Annotated in this window: 23 protein-coding genes and 4 pseudogenes; 16 read left to right on the top strand and 11 right to left on the bottom strand. The window is 65.0% G+C overall.

The window, feature by feature from the left end; translation table 11 throughout:
• Positions 1–90: 90 nt before the first annotated feature.
• The 12 genes from ON38_RS33125 (at position 91) to ON38_RS33075 (ending at position 11214) form a co-directional block, all read left to right on the top strand.
• A complete protein-coding gene (locus ON38_RS33125; RefSeq protein WP_039829297.1) occupies positions 91–1626 on the top strand; it encodes a phage tail sheath family protein in 1536 nt (511 codons plus the stop codon).
• 29 nt (positions 1627–1655) lie between these two features.
• Entirely contained in the window at positions 1656–2108 is a 453-nt protein-coding gene (locus ON38_RS33120; protein ID WP_039829296.1) for a phage tail protein, read from the top strand.
• 1 nt (position 2109) lies between these two features.
• On the top strand, positions 2110–2553 hold the full coding sequence (locus tag ON38_RS33115; protein WP_039829295.1) for a hypothetical protein: 444 nt from the start codon (positions 2110–2112) through the stop codon (positions 2551–2553).
• Positions 2550–2705, top strand: coding sequence for a DUF6760 family protein (locus tag ON38_RS36765; RefSeq protein WP_169333323.1), 156 nt, complete (start codon positions 2550–2552; stop codon positions 2703–2705). The genes ON38_RS33115 and ON38_RS36765 overlap by 4 nt, the downstream gene beginning before the upstream one ends.
• Positions 2706–4382: 1677 nt before the next feature.
• The gene (locus ON38_RS33110; RefSeq protein ID WP_039829294.1) at positions 4383–4928 is read left to right on the top strand and encodes a hypothetical protein; all 546 of its coding nucleotides are present in this window, start codon (positions 4383–4385) and stop codon (positions 4926–4928) included.
• The gene (locus ON38_RS33105) at positions 4925–5389 is read left to right on the top strand and encodes a phage tail protein (RefSeq protein WP_245564511.1); all 465 of its coding nucleotides are present in this window, start codon (positions 4925–4927) and stop codon (positions 5387–5389) included. The genes ON38_RS33110 and ON38_RS33105 overlap by 4 nt, the downstream gene beginning before the upstream one ends.
• A 2-nt stretch (positions 5390–5391) precedes the next feature.
• Positions 5392–6168, top strand: coding sequence for a CIS tube protein (locus ON38_RS33100; RefSeq protein ID WP_039829293.1), 777 nt, complete (start codon positions 5392–5394; stop codon positions 6166–6168).
• A gap of 5 nt (positions 6169–6173) precedes the next feature.
• On the top strand, positions 6174–7985 hold the full coding sequence (locus ON38_RS33095; protein WP_039829291.1) for a VgrG-related protein: 1812 nt from the start codon (positions 6174–6176) through the stop codon (positions 7983–7985).
• A complete protein-coding gene (locus tag ON38_RS33090) occupies positions 7985–8278 on the top strand; it encodes a PAAR domain-containing protein (RefSeq protein WP_306306712.1) in 294 nt (97 codons plus the stop codon). Before ON38_RS33095 ends, ON38_RS33090 begins: the two co-directional genes overlap by 1 nt.
• 4 nt (positions 8279–8282) lie before the next feature.
• Positions 8283–8720 (top strand): GPW/gp25 family protein, encoded by a 438-nt coding sequence (locus ON38_RS33085; RefSeq protein ID WP_039829286.1) that lies wholly within the window; start codon positions 8283–8285, stop codon positions 8718–8720.
• A 5-nt stretch (positions 8721–8725) separates the two neighbouring features.
• A complete protein-coding gene (locus ON38_RS33080) occupies positions 8726–10663 on the top strand; it encodes a putative baseplate assembly protein (RefSeq protein ID WP_083873315.1) in 1938 nt (645 codons plus the stop codon).
• On the top strand, positions 10660–11214 hold the full coding sequence (locus tag ON38_RS33075) for a phage tail protein (protein WP_039829282.1): 555 nt from the start codon (positions 10660–10662) through the stop codon (positions 11212–11214). Before ON38_RS33080 ends, ON38_RS33075 begins: the two co-directional genes overlap by 4 nt.
• Here the strand turns inward: ON38_RS33075 and ON38_RS33070 are convergent.
• From ON38_RS33070 to ON38_RS33060, 3 genes and pseudogenes are all read right to left on the bottom strand, one after another.
• Positions 11140–13947 (bottom strand): AfsR/SARP family transcriptional regulator, encoded by a 2808-nt coding sequence (locus ON38_RS33070; protein ID WP_157182044.1) that lies wholly within the window; start codon positions 13945–13947, stop codon positions 11140–11142. The genes ON38_RS33075 and ON38_RS33070 overlap by 75 nt on opposite strands.
• A gap of 901 nt (positions 13948–14848) precedes the next feature.
• Positions 14849–15173 (bottom strand): annotated as a pseudogene (locus tag ON38_RS36760) (leucine zipper domain-containing protein); the annotation flags it as partial.
• Positions 15174–15298: 125 nt separating this feature from the next.
• On the bottom strand, positions 15299–15634 hold the full coding sequence (locus ON38_RS33060; protein ID WP_039829280.1) for a hypothetical protein: 336 nt from the start codon (positions 15632–15634) through the stop codon (positions 15299–15301).
• A gap of 618 nt (positions 15635–16252) precedes the next feature.
• Between ON38_RS33060 and ON38_RS37275 the strand changes: the two are divergent.
• The 3 genes and pseudogenes from ON38_RS37275 to ON38_RS35480 form a co-directional block, all read left to right on the top strand.
• Positions 16253–16984, top strand: a pseudogene (locus ON38_RS37275) (IS5 family transposase); the annotation flags it as partial.
• Between the two features lie 263 nt (positions 16985–17247).
• Positions 17248–17676, top strand: a complete 429-nt coding sequence (locus tag ON38_RS36755) for a hypothetical protein (RefSeq protein WP_169333321.1) — start codon at positions 17248–17250, stop codon at positions 17674–17676.
• The gene (locus ON38_RS35480) at positions 17673–18377 is read left to right on the top strand and encodes a hypothetical protein (RefSeq protein WP_157182043.1); all 705 of its coding nucleotides are present in this window, start codon (positions 17673–17675) and stop codon (positions 18375–18377) included. Before ON38_RS36755 ends, ON38_RS35480 begins: the two co-directional genes overlap by 4 nt.
• 88 nt (positions 18378–18465) lie before the next feature.
• Here the strand turns inward: ON38_RS35480 and ON38_RS33045 are convergent, their stop codons facing one another.
• From ON38_RS33045 to ON38_RS38410, 5 genes and pseudogenes are all read right to left on the bottom strand, one after another.
• Positions 18466–18777 (bottom strand): hypothetical protein, encoded by a 312-nt coding sequence (locus ON38_RS33045; RefSeq protein WP_039829279.1) that lies wholly within the window; start codon positions 18775–18777, stop codon positions 18466–18468.
• Between the two features lie 644 nt (positions 18778–19421).
• The gene (locus tag ON38_RS34545) at positions 19422–19724 is read right to left on the bottom strand and encodes an alpha/beta fold hydrolase (protein WP_051165594.1); all 303 of its coding nucleotides are present in this window, start codon (positions 19722–19724) and stop codon (positions 19422–19424) included.
• A gap of 101 nt (positions 19725–19825) precedes the next feature.
• Positions 19826–20485 carry a hypothetical protein gene (locus ON38_RS33035; RefSeq protein ID WP_157182042.1) on the bottom strand — a complete coding sequence of 220 codons (660 nt, stop codon included), beginning with the start codon at positions 20483–20485 and terminating at the stop codon, positions 19826–19828.
• Positions 20486–21127: 642 nt separating this feature from the next.
• The gene (locus ON38_RS34540; RefSeq protein WP_218000889.1) at positions 21128–21490 is read right to left on the bottom strand and encodes a peptidase inhibitor family I36 protein; all 363 of its coding nucleotides are present in this window, start codon (positions 21488–21490) and stop codon (positions 21128–21130) included.
• A 221-nt stretch (positions 21491–21711) separates the two neighbouring features.
• Positions 21712–21980, bottom strand: a pseudogene (locus ON38_RS38410) (helix-turn-helix domain-containing protein); the annotation flags it as partial.
• Between the two features lie 141 nt (positions 21981–22121).
• Between ON38_RS38410 and ON38_RS33020 the strand changes: the two are divergent.
• Positions 22122–23287 (top strand): IS3 family transposase gene (locus ON38_RS33020; protein ID WP_373281267.1). Its coding sequence is split into 2 segments (ribosomal slippage): positions 22122–22406 and positions 22409–23287, totalling 1164 coding nucleotides; the frame shifts between segments, so codons are not numbered across the junction.
• Positions 23288–23517: 230 nt separating this feature from the next.
• Here the strand turns inward: ON38_RS33020 and ON38_RS35755 are convergent.
• The 3 genes and pseudogenes from ON38_RS35755 to ON38_RS33005 form a co-directional block, all read right to left on the bottom strand.
• Positions 23518–24066 carry an MmyB family transcriptional regulator gene (locus tag ON38_RS35755; RefSeq protein WP_039829276.1) on the bottom strand — a complete coding sequence of 183 codons (549 nt, stop codon included), beginning with the start codon at positions 24064–24066 and terminating at the stop codon, positions 23518–23520.
• Positions 23993–24187, bottom strand: a complete 195-nt coding sequence (locus ON38_RS38335; protein ID WP_085995545.1) for a hypothetical protein — start codon at positions 24185–24187, stop codon at positions 23993–23995. Before ON38_RS38335 ends, ON38_RS35755 begins: the two co-directional genes overlap by 74 nt.
• A gap of 833 nt (positions 24188–25020) precedes the next feature.
• A pseudogene (locus ON38_RS33005) lies at positions 25021–25490 on the bottom strand (transposase); the annotation flags it as partial.
• Positions 25491–25530 lie beyond the last annotated feature (40 nt).

Genomic DNA, 25530 nt, shown 5'->3' with positions numbered 1-25530 from the left:
GCCCACCCATACGTGCATCCGATCCTGGCTCCAACTGTAAGAGCAGCGCACCATCGACACATCTCACCGAACACCGTCCGAGGAGGCGCTATGCCGACCTACCAGTCGCCCGGGGTCTACGTGGAGGAGATCGACTCGGGGTCCCGGCCGATCGAGGGGGTCGGGACCGCCGTCGCGGCCTTCGTCGGTCTCGCCGAGGAGGGACCGTTCAACGAACCCACACTGGTCAGCAACTGGACCCAGTTCACCGGCACCTTCGGCGGTTTCGTCGACGGTGCTTGTCTCGCGCGTTCCGTCTTCGCCTACTTCCAGAACGGGGGCGGCAATGCGTTCATTGTCCGGATCGGCGACGGCACGGACGGAAACGGGTCGAAGGCCGCGGCCAAGGCCGTCGAGGCCGCACCTCAGGGCATCCTGGGTAACTTCCGTGTGCTGGCACTCGATCCCGCTGCGCCCGAAAGAAGTATCGAGGTCGAGGTGCAAGCAGGCGATCCTGAATCCGCCGACGGGGCGTTCAACCTCGTCGTCCGCAAGGGCGGCGAGACCGTCGAGGAGTACAGCGGCGTCACCACCGGGCGTGGAAAGACCAATGCCGCCACCATGGTCAACGGTCAATCGGCGACGATCAAGCTCGAGCAGATCCCCGCCGGGCAGGCAGTCGAGGACTTCGCCGCCGGAAAGAAGGTCACGCTCGCCGCCCCTGCGCAGCCCGCGCTGCTGCCGACCGCGCAGCTCACCTCCGACGACTACGTCGGAGACGTGGCAGAACGCAGCGGGTTCTCCGGCCTGGAAGCGATCGACGAGATCACCATTGTCTGCGTTCCGGACTTGCTCACGGCCTACCAGCGTGGCGCGATCGACCTGGACACCGTGGAGTCCGTGCAGAACGCCATGATTGCGCATTGCGAACTGATGGGTGATCGGATGGCGATCCTCGACCCGCCGCCTGGGCTCAACGCTCAGCAGATCAAGGAATGGCGAACCGACAAGGTCAATTACGACTCGAAGTACGCGTCCCTGTACTGGCCGTGGGTCAGCACTGATGGCGGGAACTATCTGCCCCCTTCGGGGTTCATCGCAGGAATTTGGGGTCGTAACGACGACACCAGAGGAGTGCACAAGGCCCCCGCGAATGAGGTGGTGCGCGGCGCCGTCTCGCTCCAAACGCAGATCACCCGTAAGGAACACGACCTGCTGAACCCCGTCGGTATCAACTGTATCCGCTCCTTCCCAGGCCGTGGGATACGAGTGTGGGGTGCCCGTACACTCTCCTCCGACCCGGCGTGGCGATACCTCAACATCCGCAGGCTCTTCAACTACCTCGAGGAATCGATCCTCAACGGCACCGACTGGGTCGTGTTCGAACCGAACGATCAAGCTCTGTGGGCGAAATTGCGCCGGACCATCGCCGCGTTCCTCGTCAACGAGTGGCGCAAGGGAGCACTCTTCGGTCTCACCCCGGACGACGCGTTCTACGTCAAGTGCGACGAGGAGACCAACCCGTCCGAGGGCATCGATGCCGGCGAGGTGGTCTGCCAGATCGGTGTCGCGCCGGTCAAGCCCGCCGAGTTCGTCATCTTCCGGCTGTCCCAGTTCGCGGGCGGCACCAGCCTCGTGGCCGAGTGATCGACGAGATGGAAAAGTGAGGAACGGAAATGGCGCTACCGGAATTCGACAGCTCGGTCGGCCACTCCTTCGGACTGGAGTTCGACGGAATCCAAATCAAGTCCATCACCGAGGTCACCGGCCTGAAGCTGGAACAGGACGTCATCGAGTACAAGTCGAACGAGGCCAAGGACGGGAAGTACCTCGTCAAGAAGCTTCCCGGGCGGTGGAAGTCCGGCGAGGTCACACTGACCCGACCGCTCACCGAGGACCACGGATTCGACAAGTGGATCAAAGATTCTCAACTGGGAAAGATGAAGGACGTGCGTAAGGGCGGCGCCATCGTCGTGTACGACTACGAGGGAAGTCCGGTCAAACGGTACACCATGGAAAACGCGTGGCCCAAAAGCCTCGAGGTCAGCTCGATGAAGGCCGGCGACACCAGTGTCATGACCGAGAAACTGGTACTGACCTTCGAGCGCCTCCAGGTGGACGGTGCGTAGGGTGAACGGTTCCGGAACGCTGGAGGCAGAACGCGATCCGGACCGACCCGACCACGCTTCGGATGCCGGCACCGCGTTGCGCACCGAGTTCGGATTCCTGCTGCCGCGCGGTTACGTCGACGCGACCGGCACAGTGCACCGCGATGGCATGATGCGATTGGCCACGGCCCGGGACGAACTGGTCTCCCAACGCGACGACCGGGTGCGCGAGAACCCCTCCTACCTGACGGTAGTGCTGATCAGCAGGGTGGTCTCCCGGCTCGGCGGCATCGACGACGTGCATGCCGGGATCGTGGAGAACATGTTCGCCTCCGATTTGGCATTTCTCCAGGACCTGTATCGGCGGGTCAATCAGGACGGACATACCCGTGCCGGAGTCACCTGCCCGGACTGCGGTAGCAGTTTCGCCGTCGACATCGCCGGGGGCCGCCTGGGGGAATCATGACGTACGGGACCGAACGCCTGTATGAGGAGGTCGCGTACGTCGCCTACCACTTGCACTGGTCACTCGACCAGCTGCTGGATCTCGAACACGCCGACCGGCAGCGGTACCTGCGGCTGGTCCGAAATCTCGCCTCGGAATCCGGGAGGAGGTGAACAATGGACATCAGGTGGCCGTGGCAGCGGTCGACCGAACCGAGCAGGCCGTCGGAAAGGGGTCATGATGACTCTTTCTCGCCGGAATGGCCTGCACTGCCTCCACTGCAGCGAGCAATCGATGCGATGCAGCCGACCGCCCCGCTCGGCGCCTTCACCGCAGCTTTGACCACCTCACGGAACCCCGGCCTGGTCCTGCCGGTCCAGCCGGTGGTCGGCACAGAGGCGTCACTGCCGATCTTTGCGATCGCAGCGCGCGCTGTCGCCCGTCGCGTCGCGCAACCGCCTGAGCGCGCACCGCATCCGCGACACCGGACGTTCGGTCCGATTCGACGCGCAACAATCGGTGCCGCGGGGCACCAGGCCGATTCGACGCGACCGCCCCGACAAGCCGAAGCAGATGCCTTACGGCCGGAGATGACCACCGCGCCCATTCTCGAAGAACCGCTGCTCCTCCCGATCGCCGACGGACCCGGGAGTGGAGGTGTTCGTCCTGGGGAGCCATGGAGCTCCCCGGCCGACAGGGAGCAGCAACTCGGCCGGAGCAACGAGGGTCGGCCCCGCACCCACGGCAGATCTGCCGTCGGAGCCCAGGTCGTGCAGTTTCCGATCCCGATCATGCCCGTGCAACGGGCGCAGACGGATACACCACGTGTGCAGACGGATACACCACAGCCTCGCACGGAGCCCACGGCGCCGGCTCCCCCGCCCTCCCGGCACCCCGCCGCAGCCGGACAACCACCCCACACTCCCGTGCAACGATCTGCGACAGACACCCCACACCCCCGCAACAAGCCCACGGCACCCGCTCCCGCGGTGCTCGATCGATATTCCGCTCCCTCGGATCACATCGGCCGGGATATCGAATCCGAGAGAGCGGCTTCGCCCGTGCCGCTTTCGCCGCTCGACCCGGCCACTGCCGAAGCCGCCGAAGCGCTGTCCGCCACCAGCGTCGCGCCACCCCGCGACGTCGTGACTCCGGAGCCGATTGTGCAGCAACGACTCACTGCTACCGAGGCGAACACAGTCGTCACTGCTACGTCCGGCCCTCCCGGGCAGTCTCCGGTGCAGAACGATTCCTGTCGGTACACCGAGCCCATCGGCGGCGTTCCGGCCCTCGAGGTTGTGGCTACTACAGCACCAACGCCGATGAATCCCCCGCATCGCCCGGTGGTCACCGAACGGCCTGGCCGAGCGCCCTCGGACACACCGAACCTCAGCGCCCCGACCACATCGTCAGAGCCCCCTGTTCCTGCCCGGCATCGGGCCGCATCGTTCGAGCCGGTGCCGTCGAACACGACACCGGTAGAACAGCTTTCACCGCGGCCGATTCGAACCGTAGGGGAGGCCTCGGGTGTGCCCGTTCAGCGGCGTTCCCCGAATCGGTTGCCGAGGCCCGGCCCTGGTCGATCACCTACCCGATCCGACGGAATCACAGTGGTTTCACCCTCTGAGATCACGTTGCCAGGCATGGTGCCGACCGAAATTCCGAAGGTGGAACCAGGTGTCGCCCGTACCGGTCGACAAGACCGCGACCATGACCTGTCGGACCCGTCGAAACGGATTTCCGCGCAGCGCGTGAGCATCACGGGAGACACCGCGAACCGAGCTCCCAACGCATCGGAACCTGTGTCCGAGCCCCCGGCACAACGGCCACGGCCAGGAGTCCGAACACCGATGCACGAAACGCCGCTCCCCGTGCTTCGCGTCACGACCGTCCCCGCGGGAATCGGCGCACCGATGTCGCACACCGAGCACGTGGGTCCCTTGCCGAACCTCGGCGAAACCCCCGAAGCGGCGCACGTGGCGCCAACGGCACCGGCTCCTCGCTACGATCTGCAACGGCTCCCGGGCATCGGAGCGTCCGTTCGGCAACCACCGAAAAAAACGGTTGCGTTCGACCACGATCGACAGGTCTCGCTGCGCGAGATGTTCGCAAATGTGGCCCGCGAGAACGATCACGACGAACTCGAGGACCCGCCGCCGGTGGCGCAACGGCAGGCCGAGGGACCCCGGCCCACCGAGTCCGTCTCCGATTTCGGAGCGCCGCCCATACCCGGGACTGCGCCACCAGCGTCATCGACGGGGCCACCCGCCGGACTTGCGAGCCCGAACATCGATGAGCTCGCTCGCCGTCTGTACGAACCGATCGTGACGCGCATCAAGACCGAACTCTGGCTCGACCGCGAGCGTGCTGGTCTGCTCTCCGATCCGAGACTGTGAGCAAGGAGGACGAACCGGTGACACAGCCGAACAACGATCCCGCGGTGAGCGTGTGCTTCATGGTGGAAGTAGATGGTGAGGATCTGGGCGTCTTCAACAGCTGCGAGGGGCTCGGCGTCGAGATCGTCATGGAACAACGTGAGGAGGGGGGCAACAACACGATGGTGTGGCAACTTCCCAGCCGGATGAAGTACACCAACGTCAAATTGACCCGGCCGGTCGGTCCACAGAGCCGGCAACTGACCGACTGGCTGGGAAAGGCCCTCGATAGTCTCGAACCGACCACGGCCGGGATCTATGCCTGCTCGGCCGACGGGACGATCGTCGCGGGATGGTCTCTGCAGGGAGTGGTTCCGGTCCGATGGACGGGGCCCAGTCTCAATGTCGACACTGCCAAGGTAGCGACCGAGACCCTCGAAATCGCCCATCACGGTATCTTGCCCGGATCGCGGAAGAAGTGACCATGACGAACGTCATCGCACTCGCCAGTACCGGAGGCACAACCAAGGCCGGCGGTGGCTCTGCGGGCAAGGACGTGATGCCGCCGAAGGTGAAAGACCATGCGGTGCTCACCATGTACACGGCGGAGAAGGCGGCCGGCGGCAGCAAACGGGGAAGCCCCATCGGGAAAATCGGGTTTCAGTTCAATCCGAAAGAGATCACCATCTCGAAGTCCGCGAAGTGGGACCGGAACCCCGCGAAAGGGACGAAAAAGGCCGGCCCTCCCGAGTTCTCCGGGCCGGATCCGTGCAAGCTCACCTTGGAGATGTTTTTCGACGCCACCCTCGAGAAGGACACCGACGTCGTCAAGTCGGTCGAGCAACTCTTCTCCTGCTGTGTGCCGGTGGACGAGAGGGATCCCAAACCGATGCCGCCGCTGGTGGTACTCACGTGGGGCGGTACGTCGAGTTTCAACGCCTTCGTGACCCAGGTGAACGCGAAATACACTTTGTTCTCGCCCACAGGGAAGCCGATTCGCGCCGTCTGCACCGTGAACATGGAGGAGATGCCAGGGGAACCCCGCCCCCAGAATCCTTCCTCGGGGGCGATCACGCCGATGCGGGTCCACGAGCTCGTCGAGGGTGACACATTGCCTCTACTTGCGTATCGCGAGTACGGAGATCCCACGCTGTGGCGACCACTGGCCGCCTATAACGGCATCGACGACCCGATGCGAGTGGCCGCCGGGCAGTCGGTGGTCCTGCCCGGCGTGTCGGACTTGCTGAACGGGATCGGTTGATCACGATGACATCCACCTCGGGACTCCTCGTACAAGTCGACGGCGGTCCGCTGGCGAACAACCTCTCAGCGCTGCTCGTGTCCGCGATCGTGGATACGAGCCTGCGCGTGCCGGACACGTTCAGCCTCCGGTTCCGCGACACCGACCGAACACTGCTTGCGCAATCGAAGGTCGAAATCGGTTCGAAAGTGCAGGTCGCGGTCACGACCGATGCCGTCGATACGCCCGAGCCCCTGGTGTCCGGCGAAGTCACCGCGGTCGAACTCGATTTCGACGGGACGGGGACATTTACGACGATCCGGGGGTATGACTGCGCTCACCGGCTCTTTCGCGGTAAACACACGACGGCCTACACCCAGACGACGGCCTCGGACGCGGCCGTGGCCGTCGCACATCGCGCAGGGCTGGAGGTCGGCGAGGTGACATCGACCGGCACCGTCTTCGATCATCTGGCTCAGTGCGGACAAAGCGACTGGGAGTTTCTCGATGCTCTCGCCAAGCGCGTCGGCTTCGAGGTCGCGGTTCGGGACAACAAGCTCGACTTCGGTCCGCGTAAGCCCGCCGCGGACGCCCCGCACGGGCTGGGCACCTCCAGCCAGGATCCACTCGTTCTCACCTTCGGGAAAGACCTGCTCCGTATCCGGTCGGTGGTGACAGCCGCCGATCAGGTCGCCAAGGTGCAGGTCCGCGGCTGGGACGTGTCACAGAAGAAGGCGATCGTCGCGGAGGCCGGTGCGGACACGAAAAGCGCCGATCTGCCGACCATTACGCCTGCCACGGTCGCGGCGGCCTTCGGCGACCCCACCTACGTCGCCACCGACGTCGCGTATCGGACCCAACCCGAGGCCGACTCGGCGGCCACGGCCATCGCCGAGGTCATCGGAGGTTCCTTCGCCCAGGTCGACGCCGTGGTACGGGGAAACCCGAAGCTGCGCGCCGATACCCCGATCTGCCTGGCGAACATGGGCGAACCATTCGACGGGAAGTACCTGGTGACCGCGGCACGGCATCGGTACGAGCCCGGCGCGGGCGGGTACACCACCTCGTTGTCGGTGACCGGGCGGCAGGAGCGTAGCCTGTACGGACTCGCGTCCGGCACCGGCGGCGCGTCCGGGCAGGGCGTCGTCGTTGCGCAGGTCAGCGACGCCCGGGATCCCTCACACCAGGGCAGGGTCCGCTTGACCTTCCCGTGGTTGTCGGCGGATTACGTCAGCGACTGGGCCCGTGTCCTGCAGCCGGGCGCCGGTAAGGAACGCGGGGCGCTCGTCGTCCCGGAGGTCGGCGACGAAGTGCTCGTCGCCTTCGAGCAGCACGATCCGCGCAGACCCTACGTTCTCGGTGGCCTGTACAACGGAGTCGACACGGTTGGTGGGAAGGGCCCAGCGTTGATCGACAGCGGATCCGGCGCCGTCAATCGGCGGTCGTTCGTCTCACGCAACGGCCATCGCCTCGACCTGCTCGACGAGAACGGACGGATCGAAGGCGTTTCCGTCGAGACCGGGGACGGCAAGCTTCGTCTCGTCCTCGACAAGATCGGTACCAAGGTCGAAATTGACAGCGACGGGACAGTTCTCGTCGAGGGCAAGCGCGGGGTGGTGATCGACGCGGCCGACGCCGAGCTCGCGCTCACCGCCGCCGATATCGTGCTGAACGGTAAGCGGTCGGTCACGATCTCCGGTGGCAGCGGCTCGATCGCCGTCGACGCCGGCGGCGTGGCGGCAGACGGCCCGAGCGTGAAGATATCCGCCAAGACCACGGCCGAATTCAAGGCCGGTGGACCGGCCGTCATCTCGGGTACGCCGGTCAAGATCAATTGATGGGAGGACGCATGCCCCCTGCGGCGCGGGTCGGTGACCCAACAGGCCATCCGGGTGTGATCGGGCCACCCGGGGTACCCACCGTGCTCATCGCCGGACAGCCGGCGGCGACCGTGGGGACCCCACATATCTGCAGCTTTCCACCCCCCGCCGTCCATCCGCCGACGATGATCGCCGGACCGGGGTCGGCGACCGTCCTCATCGGCGGAATGCCTGCCGCGCGGGTGGGTGACCTGTCCGCCTGCGGTGCACCGATCGTTTCCGGCGCGGTAACAGTACTGATCGGAGGTTGAGCTCATGCCCATCGACTTCATCGGCAGCGGGTGGAACTACCCGGTCCAGGTCGACGCCGTCGGCGGCATCGCACTGGCCACCGGATCCCGCGACATCGAGCAGGCGATCGAGCTGATCCTCCGGACCGCTCCCGGCGAGCGGCCCATGCGCCCGGAGTTCGGCTGCCGGGTGCACGAACACATCTTCTCCCCGGCGAACGAAGCTACCGCGGCGGCGATCGCCGCCGACGTGCACGAAGCCCTCTCCCAGTGGGAGCCGCGAATCGACGTGCTCGACGTCGGGGTCCGATTCGACCCGGCCGCACCCGGGACGTGCTACATCGACGTGGCCTATTCGATCCACGAGCGCAGCGATGTACGCAATCTGGTGTTTCCGTTCTACCTGATCGTCGACGAGCCCGAAGAGTCATTTCTCACCACACAACGACAACAGGCGGGGTGAGCGTCGTGTTGCCCGCCCCCGACCTCGATGACCGGCGCTTCCAGCAGCTCGTCGACGATGCGCGCCGACTCGTTCGGTCCCGATGCCCCGACTGGACCGATCACAACATCTCCGATCCCGGCATCACCCTGATCGAAACGTTCGCGATGATGGTCGACCAGCTCATCTACCGATTGAATCGCGTTCCCGATCGCCACTACGTCAAGTTCCTCGAACTGATCGGGGTGGAGCGGCGACCGCCCGGAGTCGCGCAGGGAACCGTGACCTTCTGGCTGTCGGCCCCGCAATCCCAGGTCGTGGTCGTGCGTGCGGAGACCGAAGTCGGCACAGATCGCACGGACGTCACCGAGCCTGTGGTGTTCACGACGGTCGAGCAGCTCGACATCGTTCCGTGTACCGCACCGTGGGTCGGGGTCGAACTCGTCGGCGAAGATCCGACCGAGCGGACCAACGAGATGCGCGGTTCCGGCTTCACGTGTTTCTCACCGGCACCCCGTCCGGGAGATTGCTTGATGATCGGCCTGTCCAACGCCGTGCCCTCGTGTGCGGTGTTGCTGCGCATCGACTGCGAGGTCTCGGGCATAGGTGTCGACCCGCGGCGCCCCCCTCTGGTGTGGGAGGCGAAGACGCCGAGCGGCTGGAAACAATGTCCGGTCGACCGCGATGAAACGGGAGGCCTGAACAAGCCGGGCGATGTCGTCCTGCACCTGCCGGATGATCACGACGAATCCGTACTGGCCGGGGTCCGGAAGGGATGGGTTCGCTGCCGGCTGCGGGAACCGGAGCCCAGCCAAAGAACCTATTCCGAACCTCCTCGGATACGGAGAGTGGCCGCGAGCACGATCGGCGGGACCGCCTCGATCGTGCATGCCCGAGTCATCCGCGACGAGCCGCTCGGCAACTCCGACGGCACGGCCGCCCAACACTTTCGTCTCCAGCACGTGCCGGTTCTGCCCTGGGCGGGTTGCGGCGTCGTCGCGGTCGATGGCGATGGCGAGTCGATATGGCGGCATGTGGACCACTTCGCCGAGGCGACGGAAGTGGACCAGGTCTTTCATGTCGACGCGGTCTCCGGCGAGGTGACGTTCGGGCCGGCCGTGCGTGAGTCGGCCGGCACGCTTCGTCAGTACGGTGCGATTCCACCCAAGTCCGCGCCACTGCGAATGGCGGCGTATCGAACCGGCGGCGGCGCGCAAGGCAATGTCGCGACCGGTCGCATCCGTGTGTTGAAGACCAGCGTGCCGTACATCTCGCGCGTCGAAAATCGCAGTCCGGTGATCGGCGGAGCGCCCGCGGAGACACTCGAGGACGTCAAGACCCGCGGACCACTGATCCTGCATTCGCGCGGTCGCGCGGTCACCGCCCAGGACTTCGAGGATCTGACACGCGATGTCGCTCCGGAGATCGCCCGCGTGCACTGCCTGCCGGCACAGAATGCTTCCGAGGGGGTGGTCCGGGTACTTCTCGTGCCGCACGTAACCTCCGACGAACTGGGCAGAGTCGAACTCGCGGATCTCACACCGCCGACCGAGACCGTCGAACGGATTCGACGGTTCCTCGACGAACGTCGCCTCGTCGGCACCCGGCTCGTGATCGAGCCCCCCGCCTACCAAGCGGTCACCGTGGTGGTGGGAATGCATCCACTGCCCGGATTCGTACGCGCCCACGTCGAATCCGGCATCCTCACAGCCCTGTACCGGGTGCTCCATCCGCTTCACGGAGGCCCACACGGTCGCGGATGGCCGATCGGGCGCCCCGTGCAGGAAAGCGAAATCGGCGCAGCGATCAGTACCGTTCCCGGCATCGACATGTCGAGCGAAATGATGGTTCGCCTGTACACCGCGAATCCGGCCACCCGGAAACGGGAGCGTGTGACCGTCGTGCCCGTTGCTGCCAACGCGCTCGTGTACTCCTACGATCACCAGGTAGTGAGGCCGGCATGAGAGGCACAATCGACGGACTCCCGTCGGCACGACCGCTCGGCGAGACGGTACCCGCGGTGTATCAGCAGGATTGGTACACCCAGCAACTGTGTGCCGCGTTCGACGAATTGCTCGCGCCCGTGTTCACGACGCTCGATTCGTTCGATGCTTACCTCGATCCGTCCACTGCCCCGGAAGACATGCTCGGCTGGCTCGCGGGGTGGATCGGACTCACCTTCGTCGGTCGGGAGACCGAGGCACGTCGGCGCGACCTCATACGGGCGGGGGTGCGTACGCTCGCGGCCCGCGGCACCGCGCGCAGCGTACGCGAGGCAGTCGCCGCGGTGTTCGACGTCGAACCAGAGATCGAGGAATCCGGGGGCATCGTCGCGTCCACGACACCCGGGACCCCGCCTCCGGGTAAGCCTCATCCGCTGCTGACCGTTCGGCTGGTGGTAACCGATCGTTCGGCGATCGACGAGCGCAGACTCGATGCGCTAGTCGATGCCGTCAAACCGGCGCACATTCCCCACCATGTCGAGGTGGTGACCGCCACCGCGGACGACGGTTGAGGTGTTCTCCGGGAGACCGAGCTCAGCCCGGATCCGGCGGTATTCGCCCTGCACCTGTACGGCGGCGCTCGAGTCGCCTGCCTTCTCGTGAATCTCCATCATCAGTTGCCAGGGCGCGTCCTGGTAGGGATCGAGGTCCACGGCTCGTCTCGCCGCCTCGTATGCCTCGGCTGCGTCGCCGAGTACCAGGTAGTCCTCGGCCAGGGCGGCGGCCGCGACCGCAGCGCTGTGGCGCAGTCGCTGCCGCTCGGTGGTGACGAACTCGGCGGGGCCGTCCTCCGGCAGGAGGTCCCCGGTGTAGAGGGTGAGTGCGTGCGCCCGCGCGGCCACCCGGGCCCGCACATCCGTTCGTTTGCGGAGCGAGGCGGCGTCGGCAAGCGCGCGCTCGAACTCCAGCACATCGGAGAAACCGTCCGCGGAAACACAGAGCCGATAGCACTCGTCGCGTCGCAGCAGTGCCATCCCGTGGGCGCGCAGCAGGCCTCGAACGCTCGAAACGGCGACCTGCAAACGGTGGCATGCGGCGTCGTGTGGGACACCAGGCCACAGCGCATCCTCGAGCGACTCGCGGTGGCAGTCACGGTTCGGTGACATCGACAACAGTCGTAGCAACGTGCGCGCCTGCGGCCGCAGACCCTCGAGCTCGACGACCCGGCCGAACGCCTCGAGCCGGTAGCCGCCGAAGCAGAAGATTCCCACCGGGGGTAGCCCGGTGCCCCGGACTTTCCCGTTCGTACCCGAAGTCCCCGCTACGAGAGAGCCGAGCGAGGGAAGGTGTCCCCGACCGTGGGACCTGTCCTCCGCTGCCGCGTAGGACAGGGCGATCGCTTCGGCGCGGTGCAGCCCGAGTCCCCGCGCCGCCACAGCGGCCTGCTCTGCTAGACCGGCGTTTTCGGGTGCGGCGTCGTCGAGTCTCAGGATGCGACACCATACCGCCAGTACCGGGGCACCGAGTTGCCCGAAGCGGACGGCCGCGTCCCCGAATCGCTGGGCCGCATCCGGATCGTGTCGACATCGCGCGGTCAGCGCGAGTCCGAATGTCATCAATGCGGCTCCCCAATGGTCGCCGACCTCCTCGCACTCACGCACCATCTCCGCGCAGACATCGACGCGCCATTCTGCGGGAAGCTCCCGGACAAGCAGCAACTCCTGCATTCCGCGACACACACGTTCGAGCCATGGCAATCCCTCGCGATAACACGTCGAGGCGAGATCGTGCACGACCGATGGATCCGGTGTTGTGCCGCGAAATGCGTCGATGACCACGATGGCAAGACGTGCCGCCATCGACGGTATCGGGTCGGCCGTGAATTGTACCGCCCTCAACGCCTCCCCGGCCCAATCGATTTCGCCCGCGGCAAGCGCGCACATGCCATTCACGAAGCGATCCCGCGGGGAGCCCGACGAGGGATCCGCGGCGAATAGATCTGCCGGGGCGGACCACAGGGCGGCACGCAGGGGCGTAAGCCAGTGGTTTGCTGACCGTGCGCCGGCAGGTGCCCCAGGCAGCCATGCGGCCAGTGATAGACGCTCGGACTCACATCGCCCGACGAACTCCGGATCGTCGAGCAGGGCCCGGGCCGCCCGATACGCCTCGTCGGCTCGGCCGACGGCTCCCTCTCGGACGCGAAGGCGCGCCAGCGCGAGCGCCAGCCAGGGATCGGTTCGCCACTCGCCGCAGCTGAGCAAGGGATCGTCGTCGCCGATCGGCACTTCGCTTGCAGTCGCCTCCCGGATGAGTCGTGACACCGCCCCCCAGTCCGACGCCTTGGCGTACGCGTGTGCCGCTTGGCGATGCTCGCCGGCTCCCTCCAGAAGGCGCGCGGCCCGCAGATACCACGAGCAGGTTTCCGTCTCGCCCTTCAGCTCGAGCAGGGCGAGCTCGAGATGGGTGCGAAGCACCTCGTGGTAACGGAACGTCCGACCCACCTCGTCGCACTCGGTGAACAGTTGATTGTCTGTCAGCTGCTGCAGAATCCGACCGCTCCCGGTAATTCCCAGCAGGGCGTCGCAGAGTGTGGGCGTCATAAGACCCAGAGTCGACGTGTGGATCATGAACCATCGCTGGTCGGGTGGCAGTTCCGAGAGGACGTTCCGAGCGAGATATGCGCGCAGAAGTCTGGAATGCACCGTGAGTTCTCGGACGGCACGCTGCCGGTCGGAGTCCGTGAGCCCGGTGGTCGCGAGGTGGAATAGTTGCAGTCCTGCCGCCCATCCCCCGATTCGGCGTGTCAACCTGGCCGCCGATTCAGGCGCGAGTGGTGCACCGTAGACGGTCGCGAACAGCTCCTCGACTTCCCAGGACCGGAACCGCAATTGGTCGGGATCAATTTCCCGAGCGTCGCCCGAAACTACAAGACGAGGCAAGTTGATTTCGGGCGTTCGCCGCGAACCCAAAAGTATACGGAGGCCAGGTGGCCGGAAGGCGACGAAACGCGCCAACGCTCTTTCGGCCTCGCTGCCGGCGATCTCGTGCACATCGTCGATGATCAGCAATCCATCGGCGCTATCGCATTTGTCCAATTCGATCAGAATCTCGTCCACCGATCCCAGGCCCGATGCAAGCCGGCAGCCCATACCCCGCACCGCCGCGGACAGGTAATTGCCGAGGGCGCCCTCGGTGGAATCGTCTTCGGTTGCCCGATACCAGCCGACCGGGCGATTCGAAGACGCCGCCACCTGGGACAACAGGGTTGACTTACCTGATCCGGCCGGACCGACGATGATCGTCACCGACGCCGTCGCGTCCCAGCACTCCCGCAGCAGTCGCTCCCGCCACAATCCATGAGGCGCCGGTGGGCGAAGCTTTGCCCTCAATATCGCCGACGTTGGCACCTCACTACCCCCTAGGCGTGAGGCTGTACTTCGCGATCCGGAACAGGCATGAGATGGCTCGACCGCGATGGTGGGCGTGGAATATCCGCCGGAATTGCAGGGGCACCGCGGGTGAACGGCTGCCCTCGCATGCCTTCTCGCCCCCTCTGTTCGCGGTGTGCCCCCGGTGGGGACGGGCGCGCTCGGACGGACACCATACCTCCAGCATGACCCCGCAACTTCCGGTCCACAAGGTTCATTAGCAAGAGCAGTCGATCTCCAGCCCCGAGTTGGCGCGCGACCGAGGTGGAAGGGCGGCGAACGTCCCCGAGTGCCGACGGTCGATTCCCAGGGCGTGACGTACGAGGTTGTTACTCATTGGGGGATTATGCGGTCGGCGGACACCGCCGCCGCACTGCCCTTGCGGCCGGCGACAATCCTGAACGGTTGACCAACGAGCTTCCTTCGCTGCCCTCCGGCAGCGCCGCGATGCGCGGTCGGCCGCCACGAAACGACACATGACGAGTTGGTTCTCGGGACTGTCTCAGCTCAAACCGACTTGGAACCTCCACGCCGCTGACCTGCACATACGGTTCGAGAAATTGATGCTCACACCGCATAGCAGCAGGTAAAAAGAGGGAGATATGGTCCGGAGGGCGAATCGACCACTACGCCCAGGCACTCACCAGACGACACGTCTGGTACGGCGCGGACAACCAGTGACCGGCATGTGGAGAATCCCCATTCGACGCGGTCTCCGAGACCGTTGCTGTCACCACGGCGTGACGCCCCACCGCGGCTTCGCCCGACCGGGCCAGGACCGCACCAGTACGGCATGGACGGTCGAGGCGGCCATGCCGAGGCCGCCGGCGATCTGCACCGGTCCCAGCCGGTGACGCCAGCGCAGACCGACGATGGCGCGGACGAGCTGGGGAGTGGTTTTGTTCGGGCCGGTATGAGGGCGTGAGCTGCGGTCGGTCATCCCTGCTGCGCCTTCGGCCCGGTAACGATCGGTCCATTTCCGGGCCGTGCGTGGGCAGACCATGAACATTTTCGCTGCCGCGGACAAGGTACATGCCTGTTCGACGATCAGTTACCAGCCGCAACCGGGTGATCAGGGTGAGTGTTGCGTTGGCGTGGGACACGAAGGCCTCCGGGTCGATGAAGCGGTTCCTGGACAGCTCCACTTCACAACCGGAGGCCTCCACCTGTCAGCCGAACTCACCGTAGTGAGCCGGACCAACCTCCCTGGACATCACACCCAGTCAGTTCAGGGAAGAACCTGCGGGACCACGTCGGGATTCACCGCACCGACCAAGGCCCCGATCAGCCCACCGAGGATCGGCCCACCGGAACCCGTGGCCGAACCGACCGCCGAGCCGATACCGGCGCCCAGAGCGGCGCCGTTCAACACGGGATCGGGGTACTGGGCGCCCGGGTTGGTCGTGACGTCCTGAGGCTCCTCCAGCGGAATACCGGCGATCGGCGTGGCCTGCACATCGGCCATCGGCCCGGCGTCGGCGGAAGCGCCGCCGGCGACGACCGTGGCGGCGATCAGCGGCAGCGTCGAGGCGACTACGGTTTTGACGACATTGTTCGAGATCATTGCTCGCCTTTCGAACGAGTTGCGAAGTTGCCGAAGGGTATCCGTCAACACGGCAACTCCCCACCGATGGAAAGGCTCTGACAGCGGATTCCCGGCCTCCCAGACATCGGCCCACCCGAACGACCGGAAGTCCTCACTTACACGGTCGAATACGTCTTCCGACCAATCCTGTTCACCCCGAGGGAACGCGTCGGTGTCGTCGCCGCCGCGTTGGACACGAGTCAATATGTCGATCAGCCAGGTCAGGCTGTCACCGTTGCCGGTGGCTATGCCGAAGCGGCTGCCGTAGCCGCCGATACCCCCATCCCGGCCCCGGCCGGTGTCGACCTGGAGGACGCGCTCGCCCTATATCGCCATGGCGCCACCGCTCGAGGTAGATTGATGCGCATATCTTAGTAGCTCTACTCTATGGCGGTTTGACCTGAGCTCGACCCGCCATCCATTCCGTCGGAGTCCTTCTCCCGAACATCAAGCGAACAAGCCACACGACGGCTTGCAGCAGCCCCGAGCACCTGGGGGACGCGTTCTGCCACCGTCGGTACTTCCTGGGTGTCTTACGTGGCTGTTATTCGTTGTCCGGCATGATGTGTCCGGTGGTCGACAGGCTTGCTCAGCCACTTGTCCCGGACGCGTTGTGAGACACCGCGAAACCGTTGCTACCCGCGTTCATTCCCGGACCCGCAAGCCGGCGGGACCTCACCGGTGGACGAAAGAGCTGTGTTCACCGCGGTCGTGTTCGTGTTGACCAGCCGGGTGTGCGTGGCGGCGTCTGCCGCCGTCGTTCGGGGTGAGCGTCCCGACCGCGCATCGACGGTTCATGGTGTGGGCCGACACCGGAGTATTCGACGCGCTGCACCGAGGGATACTCGACCGGCTCGGAGTAGCCGGCGAGCTCGACTGGAGTGCGGCGATCCTGGACGCAGCGTCCATACGGGCGAAAAAGGGGATCTCTGACCGGCGCAGTCCTGTCGACCGCGGAAATAAGGGGTCGAAGATCCACGTCGTCTCCGACGTGTACGGAATCCCGCTGATCACAGTTGTTTCCGCCGCCAACACCCACGACTCGGTGATGTGCAACCGATGGCGAACGGACCCCGCGGGTGCGGTCGCGGCGCGGCCCGTGCTGCGGGAAGCCTGCCAAGTTGCCAACAAGGGTTACGCCTTCGATGTCCACCGCCACTGGCTACGCAGCCGTGGGATCGTGCCCCGTATCGCCCGTCGCGGGATCGAGGACCCTCGCGGTTGGGTCGGCACCGGGGGAAGATCAAGCGCACCATTGCGTGGTTGACCGGCTATCGGCGATTGACGATCCGCTACGAACGCCACGGCCGCCTCTTCGCAGCATTTCTCCCACTCGCTGCCGCCCTCACCTGCTACAAGAAACTCCCCACGCAAGACACCCCCTTATTCGTCGGTCCCGACTCGCTCAGGATGGCGTCCATCGGAAAGTGCCGGACGGCGAGCGCCATAGGTGAATTCTATAAAAGCCACTCCCCCAAGACTTCTCGCCCAATAGGCTGGAGTGGATTTCGTCGACGACAGGGGTGGGTGTCATGGTTCGCGGCAACGAGGAAGCTTGTAGGCAAGCTCAGATCCTCCAGTACTGGCGGTCCATGGAGTACTTCAGCCCACCGTCCGGGATCGAGCGTCCCGGATATGGCAAGGAGACAGTGAAAGCCTCCCAAAGGCAGCAACTACCGTGGGCCGGGCAGCAGCGGTCCCCGGGGCGTAACAAGGTCTGGCGTTACACCGTCTACGCCGGGATATTCGAGGTGGAGCGGGTCCGCACGGCGCTCGGAGCGATCCTCGCTCCAGAGGAGCGGGAGCACGATCTGGGTGGGCGTGTCCGGGGCGATGGAGCATTTGTTGAGTCTGACCTCGACGAAAACGGCAAGCTGTTCAAGGACAGCGTGACCCTGTCGTCGTGTGCCTGGGCTGTAGGCCGGACCGTCGGTACACCGGGACCGGATGCTGATAACTGGCTATGCCCGCGGTCTGTACGCGGTGTAGAAGGTGCCTCGGGAGCCGGCGGCGCCCAGTGAAATCGGCCGGTAAGAATGAGCTTCATTGTGCGCCGCCAGCGAACCCAGCAGTAACGCATTGCCTCACGTTCACGCGGGGGCAGCGTATCCAGCGCCCCGATCAACGCCTGCCGCAGAACGACGACATCCTCGAAATGCAACCCGATGTGGTCAGCGAGCAGAGCGATCCGCTCGGCACCGTCGGCATCGAGCCGCCGCTCCCGATCGGTTGCCGCACGCCGCCATGCGTCACGCACCAAATGGTCACCTACCAGGCGCTACGCACCGCCATCGCCGACACCGCCCTGGCCACCGGCGATTTCTCTCCCGACCGGGGCAGTTTCAGCGTCGCCCTGTGTACCGCCCGCGACCAGGTCATCCACGCCGCCGGCATCATCGCTGCCACCACCGTCGATCTCATCGGCGCTATCGGCCGCGCTGTCCTGAACAAGCGCCTGCCCGACCGCCGAGCACACACCAGCCCCCGCGTGGTCAAACGCGCGATCTCCAAACACCGCGCCAAGGGCAACATCGACCGCAACACCTACAAAACCCAGGTCAACATCCATATCGTGCCCGGTCGACAACCGGGCACAACCCCAAACTGCGCGGCATTGCGACTAGGCCGAGCCGCACGACGGCGACGGCGTCGCTGTCGGCCGGGGAGCCGACCGGGAGAAGGCCGCCGCGGTAGCTTCACCCGGTTCGCGGTGCGGCCCTGATTGTCCGCCGGGCCACCGCGCGCGACAGACCCCTCGAATGCCGCGCAGACGGCTGGCCGCGGAACCGGGCGGACCGGCGGTCTCGATATCAGCTGGGCACTCGGTCGGCTCCCGGCGGCGGATTCGAGGTCACTACGCCGAGCAGCCCCAGTCCGAAAACCAGCAGGATCACCGAACCCAGACCGATCATGATCCAGCCGCCGGTCTTGTTGTCGGACTTCTGCTCGTCGAGATCGCGGGTGGTGGACGACCCACTACCCGAGGTCTCCTCACAGTGATCCCCCGCATTCATCACTGTGGCCCCGCACAGCACTTCGTCCTGAGTGAGGGTCACGATGCCCCCGATGAGGACGCCGACACCCAGCAACGTTCCGGCGACGAGTTTGATCACGGTCTTCACTGCGTTACTTCCTTCAGATGTCGTATTCGATGGCTACCGGGGTGCACGGATCGCATCTCCCACCGATCACGGTCGCCGACGTCTCCGGGTCAGTCACCGTTGTGTGCGGCGCCGGGTGTACACATCTGGTATCGACCGGTTCGAGTGCGAAAAGGTTGGTCCGCCCGGACAAATGTGACCGCGCCTACATGTCTCGGCCAGCGGGCCGTCCCGCCCGGCCCTGCCGGCGCCGCACTCCGCGCCGAGCGGCAGCGCGGCGCGCTCTCCCATCGCATTCAACGCTCGGGCGCTGACCATGTGGTTCTGGCCGGCGAGTGCGCGGCAGTCCGCCCCTGGGACGGCCGCGGCCAATTCATGCGCCAACTCGCGCAACCCCGCTGCGCTTCGTTCGCCGACGACGATCCGCACCGGCACACCGATTTCGGTGAAGCGCTCGATTGTGGCAGGTCCGCGGTCAATGCGATGTCGTACGCGAGCGTGGGCGCGAGCGCGCGCGTGGTCCGCCAACCGGGAACCATCGGGAGCAGGTGAAGGAATAGGCCTGGCATACCGATACCGCGCAGGAATCGCTTGATCGCCGGGCCGTCAGCGCCCTTCTCCAGCAGCGCACTCATCTCTCGGGACAGTGCGGCATAGGACTCCCGCTACGCTTCGTCGTGTACATAGGACGCGTCGTAGACGACGACTCTGTCGATCTTTCGGGGGAACCGCGCCGCCGCCTCGAGCGCGAGTACCGCGCCGGAGGAATGGCCGTATAGGTGGGACCGGCCTCCCGCGGCGTCGATAATCGCCTCGACCAGCACGACGGCCATGAAAGGAACGAAGGCAGCGAGCAGAAGTGAGCGGTCGATCATAAAATCACCGGTCTGGATCTGGATCCAACCGGCGGGCAGGTAGTACAGGTAGAAGACCAAGACGGCCCCGAGCAGCAGCACACCGACGACCATGATGAAGCCGGCGTAGCCGAGGGTGAGTTTGAGCCCACAGCCGGTCCGGGAGCCCTATCCACGGTTCACTCCGTCGCGCCCCGGGAGTTGAACGGTACGTCTCAGGACCCTCCTGTACGCAGCTTTTCCCAGCGATCCCAGTGGTCGTTCCAGGCCTCCATCAGATAGTCGCCGTAGTGCTTGCCGTCAGTACTTCTGCGTTCGCTCCCGTAGAGCGTTGCGATCTCGCTACGCGCCTGTGCTCGAGACAGCTCGCCGCGCGCGTATCTGTCGTAGATCTCGATGTATTCTCTGGAATATCGACCGCTTATACCGCTGTCCGGACCACCGTTGTCCAATATCTCCCGCCTGACCTGCGCATTGACGAGCACGGCCTCACCTTCGCCTCTGAGACGCGCGTCCACATTCAATCGCAACCATTGCTCCTTCGTTCTTCGAGCCCTCGATACGTGCGGCTCGAGTCCGTAGCGGGCGTGGCCGACTTCATGCGCGAGAGTCCCCGTCGCACGAGGTGCGTCGGCTGCCTTCCTGCCATCGAGGACGATCTCTTTGCTCTTGGTGTTTCGAGTGCTGTCGAACCCGAGATCTGTGTAGCTACCGTTGGCGAAGCCGTAGCGAATCGACCACCCTTCGTGCTGAAGATCGCGAATCGCGGCCGTGAGCGTAGGTGATTTCGTTATCAGGGCGTCCACCTCGGGGCCCAAACCAGTGGGTTTGATGGGGACCTCACAGCGAGGTTCGAATGTAGCGGTGTCGTTCATGGCATGCTTCAGCGGTCCAGCGCTCGCGTCGTCGGCATCTGTGGCTGCCCTCGCTACGCTCCGGCAATGGTCCGCGCCGGCGGAGGGCGGACACGCCCTTAATTTTCCGACGTCCTCCACGCCCTTCGTCAACCTGGCGCGGAGGGCTTGCCACGCCCTACTGAGACTTCTCCCGCTCATAGCGCGACTCGATCGCTCCGCTGTCCGCGGTCACGGCTCCGTGACTCGATGAACCCGACCACGGCATGTCGAAGGCCTTGTCGCCTTCGTAAGGGTGCGGTCGAGGTGAGTGTGAAAGCCGCCATGGGATGCTTTGCGGCGGATGCGCGATAGGCTGGATCTGCACGGATAGTCTGCTCCGAGGAAGGCGCCAGAATACCCACAGCAAATCGCCGATCTGCGAAACTGCCGTTCGGATGCTTTTCGGAGGTGACTATTAGTTTTCCCTAGGCCGCGTCGTCGCAACACTAGCGCGACGAGTGTTGCGACGACCGCATAATCTTGATACGTCAGCGACGGAATATTGTTTCTGGCCGAAGGATCACTTTTCCACTGCGGAATCGATCCGCCCGCTGTCGAGCACCGTTGCGGGCGCGGTACTCCGGCATTTGTGGCCGACGACCGGAATCGGTGTCGTGCGAGTCAGGCTGCCTTCACCGAATGCACCTGGGTGGCGACATCGGCGGGAACATTGGACTGTTGACCGGGTAGCACCTGGAAGATGACACCGCCGCGATAGTTGTAGTCGGTGAATCCCCGCCAGTATTGCCCGGTGCGATTCCAGAGTGAATACGCTTGGCCGTCGATGTTCTGCAGGCGCAAATCGGTGGAACCGAGGCGGAAGTACGCGATCCGCCCACCTCCATTCGACGCACTGAAAAGGCAGAAATGCCCGCTCGGGCATCGATCGTATCCAGTGGCCGCGTGAGCAGGGGCGGCCATACCCGATAATCCGGCTGTACCCAGGACCAGCAGCGCCGCCGCGGCGAACTTGCGTAATATCATCGTCTCTCCTGTTTCGTTCATTCCCTGTGATACAGGGCTTTCCGAGCCCGCCGATGCTGCGTCCGGGGTCGCCCCGCAGGCGACGGTCCTACCACGAACACGGCGGATACGTCGCGCGAACGAGTGGTCGCGCCCCGTCGATCGGTAGCCTCTCCTGTACAGACCCGTCCCGGCCCCGAAAGGTTGGGCGGAATTCTCGTTCGACATCGAACCCGAGAGCGCGACGGCGAGCGCCCCAGCGACACCGCGATCATGCGCGCCGAGCAGCCCATGGCCAGGCCCCGCGAGATCTCCTCACGCTCGGCCGGCGTCAGATGCCGGCTCTGCGGAACTCGGGGTCGCTTTCGGACTCCTCCGGTCTGGGCCAGGAACCGACGCACATGCTGGAGCGGAATCCCGACTGACCGCGACATCGAGCTGAGCGACTCACCTGCCCGCCACGTCTCCACAACTCGTCCTGGCCAGCAGGTGACAACCTGTAGTCCCGCACCGAACCCTCCACGCCGACATGATCAACCACGCGGTGATGCAGTGACCGAGTGAGCCCAAGATCGACTGTTGGACGGGGCTGCTGCATGGATAGGTGACATCGATCTGGCTTGCCGGCAGGCGAGCCTGGAAGGATGTCACTGTGCCCAAGCCCTACCCCCAGGAGTTCCGCGACGATGTTGTCCGGGTCGCCCGCAACCGCGAGGACGGCGTGACGCTGGACCAAATCGCGGCCGATTTCGGGGTGCACCCGGTGACGTTGTCGAAATGGATGCGTCAAGCCGACGTCGATGACGGAACGAAACCGGGAACCAGCAGCAGCGAGTCCGCTGAACTGCGGGAATTGCGGCGCCGCAATCGTCTGCTCGAGCAGGAGAACGAAGTGCTGCGCCGGGCGGCAGCGTATCTGTCGCAGGCTCATCTTCCGGGAAAAGGCTCTACCCGCTCGTGAGCGAGCTCGCCGCCGACGGGATTCCCGTCACGGTGACGTGCCGGGTACTGCAACTTGCTCGACAGCCCTATTACCGCTGGTTGAACCGTCCGGTCACCGACGCCGAACTGACCGAGGCGTATCGGGCGAATGCGTTGTTCGACGCCCACCACGACGACCCGGAATTCGGATATCGGTTCCTCGCCGACGAGGCCGGCGTCGCGGGTGAGTCGATGGCAGAACGGACTGCCTGGCGGATCTGCTCGCAAGATCGCTGGTGGAGCAGGTTCGGCAACCGCCGCCGCGGCAAATCCGGCCGCCCCGGACCACCGGTCCATGATGATCTCGTCCGTCGCGTGTTCACCGCGAAGGATCGGAATCAGCTGTTACTGGCCGATATCAGCGAACACCGAACCGGTGAAGGCAAACTCTATATTTGCGCGATCAAGGACGTATTCTCCAACCGGAACGTGGGCTATTCGATCGACTCGAGAATGAAGTCCCGCCTCGCGGTCATCGCGTTGAACAACGCTGTCGCCCGCCGCGGTGCGGTCGCCGGCTGCATCGTCCACACCGACCGAGGGTCGCAATTTCGTTCCAGGCGTTTCGTTCACGCGTTGAACCGGCACCGGATGGCCGGGTCGATGGGCCGGGTCGGCGCGGCCGGCGACAACGCTGCGATGGAAAGCTTCTTCAGCCTCCTGCAACGCAACGTGCTCGACCGGCAGCGATGGGCCACCCGCGAACAACTACGAATCGCGATCGTGACCTGGATCGAACGGACCTACCACCGCCGACGCCGCCAAACCCGGCTCGGCCGATTGACCCCGATCGAGTACGAGACGATCATGACCCCAGCGGTCGTTCAGGCCGCATAACCACTGTCACCTGATCGTGCAGCAGCCCCTCACGACCCGCAACATCGATCCGCCCGACCGACGACTTCGACAGCCCCGACTCCGCCGCCATGCTCCAGGGTTGCCGCACCGCAGAAGCCGCACTCGAACTCGTGGATCATTTCCTCGACCATGTACTCGGAACGGACACAGCAGAACCTCCGACGACACGTCTCAGCGGCAAGGGTCAGCAATTACCGCGCAGATCTGTCTCAGGTGACGGGTATCAGCGAATACATCCACCAGTGTCGGCGTGGGAAGTCGAACTTGAGATTTCCCGCGTACATCTCGCGAGTTTCCCCGGTGTCGGGATCGTTCACCAGAACGGTGGGCCGGGGAATGTCTTCGGGTGCCACTTCGGTGGCCCACAGCTCATGCCATTCCGGCGCCTGCTCGCACGTGCGCACGATCTCGGCTATTCGTTCGGGTGGGACCAGGCCGGGACCCATAATGCGAAACGCGTAGACCATCAGGTGGGTCTGGCGACGCCATTGGGGAAGCAGGGCTCGTGCCGCCGGGTGCAGCATCATCCATTCGAGGATGTTGGTGCCCGGATCGCAGCCCGGGAACCAGTGGGCCCATGCGTCGTTGGCGGCGAGGACGTCGAATGTCGGTTGCGATTGGAAGCAGGCAGGGTGCGGAATGCTCTTCAGGACAGCGAGATCCGAGCCGAGCACGGTCTGGGACTCACCGCTGAGCGAGGCATTGAGGCGGGTCGGAAGTGTGAGGCTGATGATGTGATCGCACAGGGTCGGTGGCACGGACAGTGCCTCGAAAGAGTGCGGAGAGTGCGTCGAGAGTGGTTGTGCGAGAGCCTTGTTCGATCTTCTGGATCAATCCGGGGGACAGGGCGGCCGCTTTCGCAAGCGCGGCACGCGTCATCCCTGCGGCCTCACGGCGTTCTCGGAGATAGCGTGCGATCGTGCGATGGGCGTCGGTCACGCGAACGCTCCTTCCTCACGGTCGAAGTGGGACAAAATGGGACATCGCACATGTTTGACCATGCGCGATCCGTTCCGCAAGACTTGGATTCGGTCGTTCGACGAGGCACGACCACCGGAGAGTCGATGTTGCCGCCACCGACGACGCGCCGATCGAGGAGGGGTCGCGGGTGCGTTTCGGCGAGACAGCGTCGGCCGCTCGGCGCGCCCGGGCGGGCCCCGCTGCCGGATGAACGGATATGGAACATTCTGTTCGAACGTGGTGTGTTCGGCGGGAAACGGATCTGGAGGGGACGGCACGGACGGAACTCGATACGTGCCGAAGTCATCAGCAGCGGGGTGGTTCCTGAACCCACCCGCATCCGCACACGCGTGTGATGAAAGGGCCTCTCGGCCGTCTGCCGGTCGCAAAACTTCTGTTACGCAACACTATTAGCGGTCGGGACCGTGCGTCTCGACAACCGAGCGCAGGGGGAAGATGCATCGTGTGGCAGTGGAGTAAGTTCGTCGCGGAGCGGGCCGCAGCAGCGGGATGGGCCGGCTGGCATTCCCGCGAACCTGAGCCGACCATCCTCGACACGCAAGACTGGAGGGGCAACGCCGATCGCCCGAGCGAGGGAATGGCCGCATCGGCCGACGTCCTCGAGATCCCGGGCACGATCGAGGTGAATCGCCCCGGCGAGTCCGACGAACCCCGCACCGCACCACGTCCCGCGGCACCCGAAGCACCCGCCAACCCGACACGAAACCTCCCACTCGACCTGCATCAACATTCAGCCTCACCGCGAGGGGTGTTCCGGTGGCGTCGGTGATCAGGTGGTGCTTGGAGCCGGGTATCGCCCTGTCGACCGGGCTGGGACCGACATGGTCCCCCCTTTCAGAGCCCGCAGATGCGAGGCATCGACCAACGCGGTGGACAGGTCCCGCTTCCCCGCCGAGCGCAGTTCGACCAGTACCTGATCGTGTAGCTGCTGCCACACCCTGGCTTCCTGCCATTCGGCCAACCGTCGCCAGCACGTCGCACCCGAGGCCCCGAACAACGCGGTCGGCAACTGGTTCGAACCGATACCGGTTCGAGCCACGAACAAAATTCCCTCCAACCCCGCACGGTCACTGCTCCGACGCCGAGCTGGATGACGGAAACGGCGCTGCGGCAACGGAATCAACGCCTCCAACCGCTCCCACAACGCATCGGTCACCACCTCATCAACTACACAGAAGTAGTCAAATACGTTGCACCACAAATTGAACCGACACACCGACTCATTCTGAACTGAGCTGGGG

The organism is Nocardia testacea NBRC 100365, assembly GCF_000308775.1.
GTDB classification, from domain to species: Bacteria; Actinomycetota; Actinomycetes; order Mycobacteriales; family Mycobacteriaceae; genus Nocardia; species Nocardia testacea.
The sequence above is the reverse complement of the archived record's forward strand: the minus strand, read 5'-3'. Positions and strand labels throughout refer to the sequence as shown.

What these genes read in the sequence shown, in the direction of transcription:
- ON38_RS33090 (WP_306306712.1), top strand. Translation starts at nt 7,985, where the DNA reads ATGGGAGGACGCATGCCCCCTGCGGCGCGGGTCGGTGACCCAACAGGC.
- ON38_RS33110 (WP_039829294.1), top strand. Translation starts at nt 4,383, where the DNA reads ATGCACGAAACGCCGCTCCCCGTGCTTCGCGTCACGACCGTCCCCGCG.
- ON38_RS33100 (WP_039829293.1), top strand. Translation starts at nt 5,392, where the DNA reads ATGACGAACGTCATCGCACTCGCCAGTACCGGAGGCACAACCAAGGCC.
- ON38_RS33035 (WP_157182042.1), bottom strand. Translation starts at nt 20,485, where the DNA reads ATGAACGACACCGCTACATTCGAACCTCGCTGTGAGGTCCCCATCAAA.
- ON38_RS33075 (WP_039829282.1), top strand. Translation starts at nt 10,660, where the DNA reads ATGAGAGGCACAATCGACGGACTCCCGTCGGCACGACCGCTCGGCGAG.
- ON38_RS34540 (WP_218000889.1), bottom strand. Translation starts at nt 21,490, where the DNA reads ATGATATTACGCAAGTTCGCCGCGGCGGCGCTGCTGGTCCTGGGTACA.
- ON38_RS33125 (WP_039829297.1), top strand. Translation starts at nt 91, where the DNA reads ATGCCGACCTACCAGTCGCCCGGGGTCTACGTGGAGGAGATCGACTCG.
- ON38_RS33085 (WP_039829286.1), top strand. Translation starts at nt 8,283, where the DNA reads ATGCCCATCGACTTCATCGGCAGCGGGTGGAACTACCCGGTCCAGGTC.
- ON38_RS38335 (WP_085995545.1), bottom strand. Translation starts at nt 24,187, where the DNA reads ATGACGCGTGCCGCGCTTGCGAAAGCGGCCGCCCTGTCCCCCGGATTG.
- ON38_RS34545 (WP_051165594.1), bottom strand. Translation starts at nt 19,724, where the DNA reads ATGGTCGTCGGTGTGCTGCTGCTCGGGGCCGTCTTGGTCTTCTACCTG.
- ON38_RS36755 (WP_169333321.1), top strand. Translation starts at nt 17,248, where the DNA reads ATGGAGTACTTCAGCCCACCGTCCGGGATCGAGCGTCCCGGATATGGC.
- ON38_RS33060 (WP_039829280.1), bottom strand. Translation starts at nt 15,634, where the DNA reads ATGATCTCGAACAATGTCGTCAAAACCGTAGTCGCCTCGACGCTGCCG.
- ON38_RS36765 (WP_169333323.1), top strand. Translation starts at nt 2,550, where the DNA reads ATGACGTACGGGACCGAACGCCTGTATGAGGAGGTCGCGTACGTCGCC.
- ON38_RS33120 (WP_039829296.1), top strand. Translation starts at nt 1,656, where the DNA reads ATGGCGCTACCGGAATTCGACAGCTCGGTCGGCCACTCCTTCGGACTG.
- ON38_RS33095 (WP_039829291.1), top strand. Translation starts at nt 6,174, where the DNA reads ATGACATCCACCTCGGGACTCCTCGTACAAGTCGACGGCGGTCCGCTG.